This is a genomic window from Cupriavidus basilensis, from assembly GCF_029335485.1.
In the GTDB taxonomy this organism is placed as follows: domain Bacteria; phylum Pseudomonadota; class Gammaproteobacteria; order Burkholderiales; family Burkholderiaceae; genus Cupriavidus; species Cupriavidus basilensis_E.
Genome location: NZ_JARJLM010000469.1, coordinates 1 through 10,191, shown reverse-complemented (window position 1 = coordinate 10,191; position 10,191 = coordinate 1). Strand labels below are relative to the sequence as shown.

At 67.9% G+C, this 10,191-nt stretch carries 6 protein-coding genes; all 6 read right to left on the bottom strand.

Annotated elements, in window-relative coordinates:
- Window positions 1-36 precede the first annotated feature (36 nt).
- Entirely contained in the window at window positions 37-1,080 is a 1,044-nt protein-coding gene (locus P3W85_RS29000) for a rod shape-determining protein (RefSeq protein ID WP_276267286.1), read from the bottom strand.
- Between the two features lie 385 nt (window positions 1,081-1,465).
- On the bottom strand, window positions 1,466-4,264 hold the full coding sequence (locus tag P3W85_RS28995) for a molybdopterin-dependent oxidoreductase (RefSeq protein ID WP_430869638.1): 2,799 nt from the start codon (window positions 4,262-4,264) through the stop codon (window positions 1,466-1,468).
- Between the two features lie 83 nt (window positions 4,265-4,347).
- The gene (locus tag P3W85_RS28990) at window positions 4,348-5,577 is read right to left on the bottom strand and encodes an NAD(P)/FAD-dependent oxidoreductase (protein WP_276267285.1); all 1,230 of its coding nucleotides are present in this window, start codon (window positions 5,575-5,577) and stop codon (window positions 4,348-4,350) included.
- Window positions 5,574-5,945 carry a nitrite reductase small subunit NirD gene (gene nirD, locus P3W85_RS28985; RefSeq protein WP_276267284.1) on the bottom strand — a complete coding sequence of 124 codons (372 nt, stop codon included), beginning with the start codon at window positions 5,943-5,945 and terminating at the stop codon, window positions 5,574-5,576. Before nirD ends, P3W85_RS28990 begins: the two co-directional genes overlap by 4 nt.
- A gap of 71 nt (window positions 5,946-6,016) precedes the next feature.
- Complete coding sequence (gene nirB / locus P3W85_RS28980; RefSeq protein WP_017230548.1) at window positions 6,017-8,566, bottom strand: nitrite reductase large subunit NirB; 2,550 nt, start codon at window positions 8,564-8,566, stop codon at window positions 6,017-6,019.
- Window positions 8,567-8,646: 80 nt separating this feature from the next.
- Window positions 8,647-9,963 (bottom strand): MFS transporter, encoded by a 1,317-nt coding sequence (locus P3W85_RS28975; protein WP_276267287.1) that lies wholly within the window; start codon window positions 9,961-9,963, stop codon window positions 8,647-8,649.
- Between the last annotated feature and the right edge of the window lie 228 nt (window positions 9,964-10,191).

The following is a 10,191-nucleotide window of genomic DNA, read 5'->3' as shown; positions in this document are numbered from 1 at the left end:
CCTGCCGGGCCGGCTGTCGACGTGACAGCGCTGCCGTTACTCGTAAGAGAAGAAACTGCCGAGCTTGTCCATGCGTTCGAGCGCCATGCCGGCGCCCCGCACCACGCAGGTCAACGGGTCTTCGGCCACCAGCACCGGCAGGCCGGTTTCCTCGGCCAGCAGGCGATCCAGGTCGCGCAGCAGCGCGCCGCCGCCCGTGAGCATCATGCCGCGCTCGGCAATGTCGGCGCCGAGTTCCGGCGGGGTCTGTTCCAGCGCGATCTTGACCGCCGAGACGATCTGGTTGAGCGGATCGGTCAGGGCTTCCAGGATTTCATTGGACGACACCGTGAAGCCGCGCGGGATGCCTTCGGACAGGTTGCGGCCCTTGACTTCCATCTCGCGGATTTCCGCGCCCGGGAAGGCCGAGCCGATTTCCTTCTTGATGGCCTCGGCGGTCTGCTCGCCGATCAGCATGCCGTAATTGCGGCGGATGTAGTTGACGATGGCATCGTCGAACCGGTCGCCACCGACGCGTATCGAGCCCTTGTAGACCATGCCGCCCAGCGAGATGACGCCCACCTCGGTCGTACCGCCGCCGACATCCACCACCATCGAGCCGGACGGCTCCGCCACCGGCAGGCCGGAGCCGAGCGCGGCGGCCATCGGCTCTTCGATCAGGTAGACCTGGCTGGCGCCGGCGGCCAGCGCCGATTCGCGGATGGCGCGGCGCTCGACCTGGGTCGAGCCGCAGGGCACGCAGATGATGATGCGCGGCGAGGGGCGCAGCAGTTTGGTGTCGTGCACCATCTTGATGAACTGCTTGAGCATCTGCTCGGTGACGGTGAAGTCGGCGATCACGCCGTCTTTCATCGGGCGGATGGCCTCGATATTGCCCGGTACCTTGCCCAGCATCTGCTTGGCTTCCTTGCCGACCGCCAGGATGCTCTTCTTGGGATTGGCGCCGCCCTGCTGGCGAATCGCGACTACGGAGGGCTCATCCAGGACGATGCCCTTGTCGCGGATGTAGATCAGGGTGTTGGCGGTGCCGAGGTCGATCGCGAGATCGTTGGAGAAGTAGCTGCGGAGAAATCCGAACATCGGGAGTCTTTGGTCTGGTGGTTCGCAAGCATGCGAAACGGCTGACGCCACTTTTGGCGTCAGCCAGGATAGGAATAGCGACGCATGGCTTGGAGGCTTCACGCGCCGGGCAGAGCGGGCTTCGGCGTCGTGGCCGGCTCCCCCGAGTGCAGTGCACGAGGCTTGCGTCGCTCGGGGCGGCGGACCGGAATGGCCAGCGGCAGCGAATGATACCTTATGTCGGTGACGGCCAGGCTGGCACGAGGCCGCCCCGCCTGCGCGGGGCGAGGGCCTTCAGGTTCCCGGCCCGCCATCGGTATGGCATCGCAAGGCGTCCGGTGCGCCGCCACAGTCCACGGCGAGCCGTATGCCTGCCGCAGCGCTCCCGATCACGCCAATGGCAGCCTCAGGCCGCCTCCGCCACCCGTATCTCCGCCAGCAGCTTCTTCAACTCCGGCACGCAGGATCCGCAGTTGCCGCCCGCATTGACGCAGGCGGTGACTTCGGCCGGGGTCTTGAGGTCGTGCTTGCGCACGGCGTCGCAGATGGTGTTGCGGCCCACGCCGAAGCAGGAGCACACGGTGGGACCGGCGTCCACGCCTTTCTCCATCGGCTGCCCGAGCAGCAGGCCGATGCGGTCGGCGTCTTCCAGGCGCGCCTTGGCGAACAGCGTGGACAGCCAGGCGCGCGAGGGTAGCTCGGGCCGGGTGGAGAGATAGATGCAGGCCTGGATGCGGTCGTCGACCACATGGCCGGCGTGGTAGATGCCGGCGGTGCGGTCTTCGTATTCGATCCAGTCGGCGTCGGGATCGTCGATGCCCAGCAGCTGGCGCGCCCAGGCGGCGCGGTCGCTGACGTTCTCGCGCCCGGCGAACTCGTAGCGCTGGAACTGGCGGCCCTGGACGCGCGTCCAGTAGGTGAGGGCGTCGGCCTGAAGTGCGTGGCGGCTCAGCACGAAGCCGTGCCAGGATACGCGGAACTCTTCCACGCGCACCGGCGTGTGCTTGAACTCGGGCTCGCCCGAGACCGGATCCACCACCGGGTTCACCAGCGCGCCCACGCGCGCGTCGGAGCTGAACTGGCCGTTCCAGTGGATCGGCACGAACACGCTGCCGCGCGCAATGCCGCCGCTGTGCTGCACGCGCGCCACCATGGCGCCCCAGCGCGTACTGACGCGCGCCAGCTTGCCTTCGCCCACGCCGCAGAGCAGCGCGTCCTGCGGGTGCATGTCGACAAAGGGTTCGGCAATGTGGTCGGCCAGCTTCGGCGATTTGCCGGTGCGGGTCATGGTGTGCCACTGGTCGCGCACGCGGCCGGTGTTGAGCACCAGCGGGAATTCGTCATCGGTGGCGTGGACCGGCGCACGCGGGGCGGTGGCGACAAAACGGGCGCGGCCGTCCGGGTGGGCGAAGCGGCCGTCGGCGAACAGGCGGGCGGTGCCGCCGGACGCGCCGGCGAGGCTGCCTGCCGCGGGCCGCGTTGCCGCCACCGGCCATTGCACCGGTGCCAGCGTGTCGAATTGCTGCCGGCTCATGCCGCTCAGGCCGGCCAGGTTGAACATCCGGGGCGCATGGCCGGCCGCGCCGGCTGCCGCGTTGCGGTAGGCGCTGAGGCGCGCGTGTTCGTCGAAGATCTCATGCGGTCCGCCATAGCCGAAGCCGTCGAAGCCCATGCGCGTGGCGACGTCGCACAGGATCTTCCAGTCGGCGCGGGCCTCGCCGGGCGCGGACAGGAACGCCCGCTGGCGCGAGATGCGGCGCTCGGAACTGGTGACCGTGCCGTCTTTCTCGCCCCAGCCCAGCGCCGGCAGCAGGATATGCGCGGCGTCGTTGGTGTCGGTGCGCAGCATGACATCGGAGCTGACCACCAGTGCGCATTTGGCCAGCGCGCGGCGGGCCTGGTCGGCGTCGGGCAGGCTCACCACCGGGTTGGTGGCGATCACCCACACGGCCTTGACGCGGCCTTGCTCGATGGCTTCGAACAGTTCCACCGCCTTCAGGCCCGGCTTGTCCGCGATGACGGGCGAGCCCCAGAACGATTGCACGATCTCCCGGTGCAGCGGGTCGGCCAGTTCCATGTGGGCGGCCAGCATATTGGCCAGGCCGCCAACCTCGCGCCCGCCCATGGCATTGGGCTGGCCGGTCAGCGAGAACGGCCCCATGCCGGGCCGGCCCACGCGGCCGGTGATCAGGTGGCAGTTGATGATGCTGTTGACCTTGTCGGTGCCCGCCGAGGACTGGTTCACGCCTTGCGAGAAGGCGGTGACCACCTTGGGCGTGGCTGCGAACAGCGCGTAGAAGCCGCGCAGGGCATCGGCATCGAGCTTGCAGGCCTTGGCGACCTTGGCGACATCGGTGCAGTCCGGGCCAGCCGCCGCCAGCGCGGCGTCCAGGCCGCTGGTATGGGCGTCGATGAAAGCCTGGTCGGCGGCACCGTGTTGCGCCAGGTAGTGCAGCAGGCCGTTGAACAGCCACACGTCGGTGCCGGGCTTGACCGGCAGGTGCAGGTCGGCCAGTTCGCACGTTGCCGTGCGGCGCGGGTCGATCACCACCACCTTCATGCCGGGCCGGGCTTCCTTCGCCCGGGACAGGCGCTGGAACAAAATGGGGTGGCACCAGGCGGTATTGGACCCGACCAGCACCACCAGGTCGGCCTGCTCCAGGTCCTCATAGTTGCCGGGCACCAGGTCTTCGCCAAACGCGCGCTTGTGGCCGGCCACCGCCGACGACATGCACAGGCGCGAGTTGGTGTCGATATTGGCGCTGCCGATAAAGCCCTTCATCAGCTTGTTGGCAACGTAGTAATCCTCGGTCAGCAACTGGCCGGAGACATAGAGCGCCACGGCATCCGGGCCGTGCTCGGCGATGATGTCCTTGAAACCCTGGGCGACCGCATCCAGCGCGCGGTCCCACGACACCGGCTGCAAGGCGCCATCGGCGCCGCGCATTTGCGGGTGCAGCAGGCGGCCCTCCAGGCCGACCGTCTCGGCCAGCGCCGAGCCCTTCACGCACAGGCGGCCCTGGTTGGAGCCGTGGCTGGCGTCGCCCGCCACTTCCACGCTGCCGTCGGCATGGCGCGTGGCGCGCACGCCGCAGCCCACGCCGCAATAGGGGCAGGTGGTGTCGGTGACGGTGACCGCGGCGTCGGCGGACAGCACGGTGGGCGAACCGGTGGAGAGGATGACTGGGATATCGGACAGGTTCACGTTATCGCTCGTTGCTGGCGGTCAATCGGATACAAGGTCATTCAGCCATCAAGCAGCAGGCATCGCGCATCAGGCATCGCCCGTCAGGCCGCCATCGCCTCGCACTGCGCGCGGCCGAACAGCAGGCGCTGGCGCATGGCGCCAACCGGGGCGCCGCTCTGGATCAGGTCGAAGTACCAGGGGCCGTCCTGCACGTCGCCGTACAGCACCGCCCCGACCAGCCGCCCGTCCTGCAGCACCAGCCGCTTGTACATGCCGCGGCGCGGATCGCGCATGACGAGGTCCTCGCTGCCTTCGCTGCCGATGATGTCGCCGGCGGAATAGAGATCCACACCCGTCACCTTGAGCTTGGTCGCGGTGGCCTGCTGCACATAGCGGCGATGGCCGGCACCGGCGAGGTGCGCGGCGGCCACGCGCGCCTGATCCCAGATCGGCGCGACCAGCCCGAAGGTGGCCTGGCGGTGCTGCACGCATTCGCCCACGGCGTACACACGCGGGTCGTAGGTCTGCAAGGTGTCGTCCACCACGATGGCGCGCTCGCAGCGCAGGCCGGCCTGCTGGGCCAGTTCGATATTGGGGCGCACGCCGGCGGTCATCACCACGAGGTCGGCCGGAATCTGGCTACCGTCCTTGAAGCATACGCCGGTCACACGGTCCTCACCAAGGATGGCGCTGGTGTTGGCGCTGAGCAGGAAGCGCAGGCCCTTGCGCTCCAGCGCCTGCTTGAGCAGCGCGCCGGCGGGCTTGTCGAGCTGGCGCTCCATCAGGCTGTCGGCGACGTGCACCACGGTGACGTCCATGCCCTGGCGCATCAGACCGTTGGCGGCCTCCAGGCCGAGCAGGCCGCCGCCGATCACCACCGCGTGGCGGTGGTTGCGGGCCGCCGCCAGCATGGTCTCCACGTCCTGGATGTCGCGAAAGGCGATCACGCCTTCAAGCTGGTGGCCGGGTACGGGAATGATGAACGGCTTGGAACCGGTGGCCAGCAGCAGGCGGTCGTAGCCCACCTCGCGGCCGGATTGCGAGCGCACCAGCCGGCGGCGGCGGTCGATCGATACCACCGGGTCGCCGGCCAGCAACTCGATGCCGTTCTGCTCGTACCAATCGCGGGTGTTGAGCATGATGTCGGCGACGGTCTTCTCGCCCGCCAGCACCGGCGACAGCAGGATGCGGTTGTAGTTGCCGTGCGGCTCGGCGCCGAACACGGTGATGTCATAGAGGTCGGGCGCGAGCTTCAGCAGTTCCTCGACCGTGCGCATGCCGGCCATGCCATTGCCGACCACCACCAGGCGGGGTTTGTGGGGGGAGGTCATGCGGCCACCCAGACTTTGCCGTCATAGACCCGGGCCGGGTACGCCGCGACCGAATGCTCGGGGGCTTCCAGGCATTCGCCGGTCTGGAGGTCGAAATGATGCTTGTAGATCGGCGACGCCACCACGATGCGCTCCCCCAGGTTGCCCACCAGGCCGCGCGACAGCACCGCTGCGTTGGCGTTGGGATCGTAGTTGGCAATGGCGAACACCTGGTCGCCGTTGCCGCCCTGATCGTCGCTCTGGCCGGGGCCGACCCGGAACACCGCGATCTGCGCCATGTCCACCAGGGCGCACACGCCGGTATTGGGCACGATGTCGCGCAGGGTGCAAACGGCGGTCCAGGTTTCGGAATGGTGGACGTGGCTCATGATGTTTTCCTTGGCGTTGGTGCGTTGGTGCGTTGGTGCGATGCTTGCGGATCAGGTCGGGTCGTGGTGGTTCAGGCTGCCTTGACGATCACGGGGATCTGCTCGAGCCTGGAGCGACGCAAGTTCCGTTCCTCCGGCGTGGCCGGACGGATCTGGCCGCGCTCCTCCATAAAGACCAGGTTGTCGTCGCGCAGGTCGCTGTTGACGAAATGGCGGAAGCGCTTGCGGGTTTCCGGGTTGGTCACGGCGGCCTTCCATTCGTCTTCGTAGGTGTCCACCACATGCTGCATCTGCGCTTCCAGCTCGGCGCCGATGCCCAGGCTGTCTTCCAGGATGACCGCCTTGAGGTAGTCCAGCCCGCCTTCCATGTTGTCGCGCCAGACGCTGGTGCGCTGCAGGCGGTCGGCGGTGCGCACGTAGAACATCAGGAAGCGGTCCACATAGCGCAGCAGCGTTGCACGGTCCAGGTCGCTGGCCAGCAGTTCGGCGTGGCGGGGCTTCATGCCGCCATTGCCGCACACGTACAGGTTCCAGCCCCGCTCGGTAGCGATGATGCCCACGTCCTTGCCCTGGGCCTCGGCGCATTCGCGGGTGCAGCCGGAGACGCCGAACTTGATCTTGTGCGGGGCGCGCAGGCCCTTGTAGCGGTTCTCGATCTCGACGGCCAGGCCGACCGAGTCGTCCACGCCGTAGCGGCACCACGTGGAGCCCACGCAGGACTTCACCGTGCGCAGCGACTTGCCGTAGGCATGGCCCGACTCGAAGCCGGCGGCGATCAGTTCTTCCCAGATCATCGGCAGCTCTTCCACGCGCGCGCCGAACATGTCGACCCGCGCGCCGCCGGTGATCTTGGTGTACAGGCCGTACTTCTTGGCCACCTGGCCCACCGCGATCAGGCCGTCGGGCGTGACTTCGCCGCCCGGCATGCGGGGCACCACGGAGTAGGTGCCGTCCTTCTGGATATTGCCCAGGAAGTAATCGTTCGAATCCTGCAGGCTGGCGTGCTCTTCCTTGAGCACGAACTCATTCCAGCACGAGGCCAGGATGCTCGCCACGGTGGGCTTGCAGACATCGCAGCCCAGGCCCTTGCCGTGCGCCGCCAGCAGCTCGCCGAAGGTCTTGAAGCCGCCCACGCGCACCAGGTGGTAAAGCTCCTGGCGTGAATAGGCGAAGTGCTCGCACAGGTGATTGTTGACCGCCAGGCCCTGCTTCTTCATCTCGGCTTTCATCACCTGCGTGACCAGCGGCACGCAGCCGCCGCAGGTGCTGCCGGCCTTGGTGCAGCTCTTCAGGGCGCCGATGCTGGTGGCGCCGTTGCACACGGCCGCGCAGATGTCGCCCTTGGAGACGTTGTTGCAGGAGCAGATCTGCGCGCTATCAGGCAGGGCATCGGCGCCCAGCCCCGGCTTGGCCTGGCCGTCGGAGGAGGGCAGGATCAGGAATTCCGGCGACTCGGGCAGCTCGATCTTGTTGAGCATCATCTGCAACAGGGTGCCGTACTCCTCCGCGTCGCCCACCAGCACGCCGCCCAGCAGGTACTTGCCGCACTCCGACACCACCAGCTTCTTGTAGACCTGCTTGCGCTCGTCGGTGAACTGGTAGGCGCGGCTGCCGGGGGCGTTGCCGTGCGGGTCGCCCAGGCTGGCCACGTCCACGCCCATCAGCTTGAGCTTGGTGCTCATGTCGGCGCCGGCGAACTCGGCCTGGTGGCCGAGCAGGTGCTTCGCGGCCACGCGGGCCATTTCATAGCCGGGCGCGACCAGGCCGTAGATCTTGCCTTGCCACAGCGCGCATTCGCCGATGGCGTACACGTCGGGGTCGGAGGTCAGGCACTGGTTGTCCACCGTGACGCCGCCGCGCTCGCCGGTGGCCAGGCCGCTGGCGCGGGCCAGTTCGTCGCGCGGGCGGATGCCGGCCGAGAACACGATCATGTCGGTGTCGAGGTGGCTGCCATCGGCGAAGTTCATGCGATGGGTGCCTGCTTCGCCGTCGACGATCTCAACCGTGTTCTTGCGGGTATGCGCGGTGACGCCGAGTTCCTCGATCTTCCTGCGCAGCATTGTGCCGCCGCCTTCGTCCACCTGCACCGCCATCAGGCGCGGGGCGAATTCCACCACATGGGTCTGCAGGCCCATGTCGCGCAGGGCCTTGGCGCATTCCAGCCCGAGCAGGCCGCCGCCGATCACCACACCCGTCTTCGACCGCGCGCCGCACTCCTGCATGGCTTCCAGGTCTTCGATGGTGCGGTAGACGAAGCAATCCTTGCGGTCCTTGCCCGGCAGCGGCGGCACGAAGGGGTAGGAGCCGGTGGCGATGATCAGCTTGTCGTAGGGTAGCGTCTCGCCGGTGGAAACCGATACCGTCCTGGCAGCACGGTCGATGCCGGTGGCGCGCGCATTCAGGCGCAGCAGCATATTGCTGCGCTCGAAGAAACCGGCCTCCACCAGCGACAGGTCCTCGGCGGACTTGCCGGCGAAGAATTCGGAGAGGTGCACGCGGTCGTAGGCCGGGCGCGGCTCCTCGCACAGCACGGTCACTTCGATATCTTGCGAGCCGGCCTCGGCCAGGCATTCCAGGAATTTGTGGCCGACCATGCCGTGGCCGATGATGATCAGTTTCATGATGGTTTCCTTGTTCTGTGGGGCCGCGGGTGCTGGTGCTGGTGCTGGTGCTGGTGCTGGTGTTTGTCTGGAAGGCTGGCTCAGGAGCCGGCCAGCGCGTTGTCGAACAGCGCCTGCTCGCTGGCCTTGTGCTCGGCCGAGAAGCGCACGGCGATGGCGCACAGGGCCGACACCATGGCCACTGCGCCGAGCACCGTCAGGGTTTGCTGCAGGTTGCCACCCAGGCCCTTCATCAGGAAGCCCGCCGCCACCGCGCCCACATTGCCGCCGGCGCCGATGATGCCGGCCACGCCGCCCAACGCCTTGCGGTCGATAAAGGGCACCAGCGCGTAGGTGGCGCCGCAGGCCATATGGGTGAACAGGCCGAAGCCCAGCATGGCGACGATGGCTGCTGCCACGCTATGCGCCTGGGCGAACCACAGCAGGCCCAGGCCCTCGCCCAGGATCAGCACGAACAGCAGGCCGGAGCGGGCATCCAGGCCGCGGCGCAGCGCAGCCTTGTCCGACAGCCAGCCGCCCAGTGCGCGGGCGAACAGGGCAAGCAGGCCGAAGCTGGCGGCGGCCAGGCCGGCGTGGCCGAGCGACAGGCCGAAGTGGTCCACGTAATACGTGGCAGCCACGTTGTGGATGAAGATCTCCACGCCGAAGCAGGCGCCGTAGGTGACGAACAGCATCCACACGCGATAGTTGGCGGCGGCGGCGGCGAAGCTGGCCCAGCCGCCTTTCTTGCCGCTATCCACGGCGATGCCGCGTGCGCGCAGTTCGGCGAAGTCGCCTTGCGGGCAATCCTGGGTAAAGCACCAGTAAAGGACGGCCATGATCAGCATCAGCACGCCCGGCACCAGCAGCGCCAGGCGCCAGCCCATCGTGTGGCTCACGCCCAGCATCAGGATTCCGCCCAGCAGCAGCGGCATCAGCGCCTGCGCGGCGCCGCCGCCGGCATTGCCCCAGCCGGCCGCCGCGGCGTTGGCGGTGCCCACCACATTGGGGGCGAACATCACCGAGGTGTGGTACTGCGTGATCACGAAGCTCGCGCCCACCGCGCCGATCAGCAGGCGGAAGAACAGGAAGGCCTCGTAGCTTTGCGCCATCGCCACGCCCAGCACGGGAATCGCGCCGAGCGCCAGCAGGCCGGTGTAGGCGCGGCGGGGGCCGAAGCGGTCGCACAGCGGGCCGATGGCCAGGCGCACCAGGATGGTCACCGCCACGGCGGCGATATTGATATTGGCGACCTGGTCGGCGCTCAGGCCGAACTCGCCCTTGAGCACCGGCATCAGCGGCGCGCAGGCAAACCACGCGAAGAAGCACACGAAGAAGGCCATCCACGTCAGGTGGAAGGCGCGCATCTGCGGGGTGCGCAGGCTTAGCAGTTCGATGCGGGTGGCTTTGCCGGTCATCATGGCTCCGTAAAAACAAATGGCGTCCCGCAATCCGGTCGAAAGACCGGACCAGGGGACGCCGTTGTCCTGGTGGCAGCGGTAAAGACCGCTGCCACCTTGTGTGGGGTGAGCGGGCCGCCGTTGGTCCGCTCGGGTGGGATTATGCAAGCGGCGTGCCAGGGCGTTTTGTGATGGATGGCCGGTTTTTTGCGCTGCGCAGGGGCGTCAGGCGGGGCGCGGATGCGC

Coding starts and splice junctions, on each gene's coding strand:
- nirB (WP_017230548.1), bottom strand. CDS start 8,566: ATGAAACTGATCATCATCGGCCACGGCATGGTCGGCCACAAATTCCTG.
- P3W85_RS29000 (WP_276267286.1), bottom strand. CDS start 1,080: ATGTTCGGATTTCTCCGCAGCTACTTCTCCAACGATCTCGCGATCGAC.
- P3W85_RS28975 (WP_276267287.1), bottom strand. CDS start 9,963: ATGACCGGCAAAGCCACCCGCATCGAACTGCTAAGCCTGCGCACCCCG.
- P3W85_RS28990 (WP_276267285.1), bottom strand. CDS start 5,577: ATGACCTCCCCCCACAAACCCCGCCTGGTGGTGGTCGGCAATGGCATG.
- nirD (WP_276267284.1), bottom strand. CDS start 5,945: ATGAGCCACGTCCACCATTCCGAAACCTGGACCGCCGTTTGCACCCTG.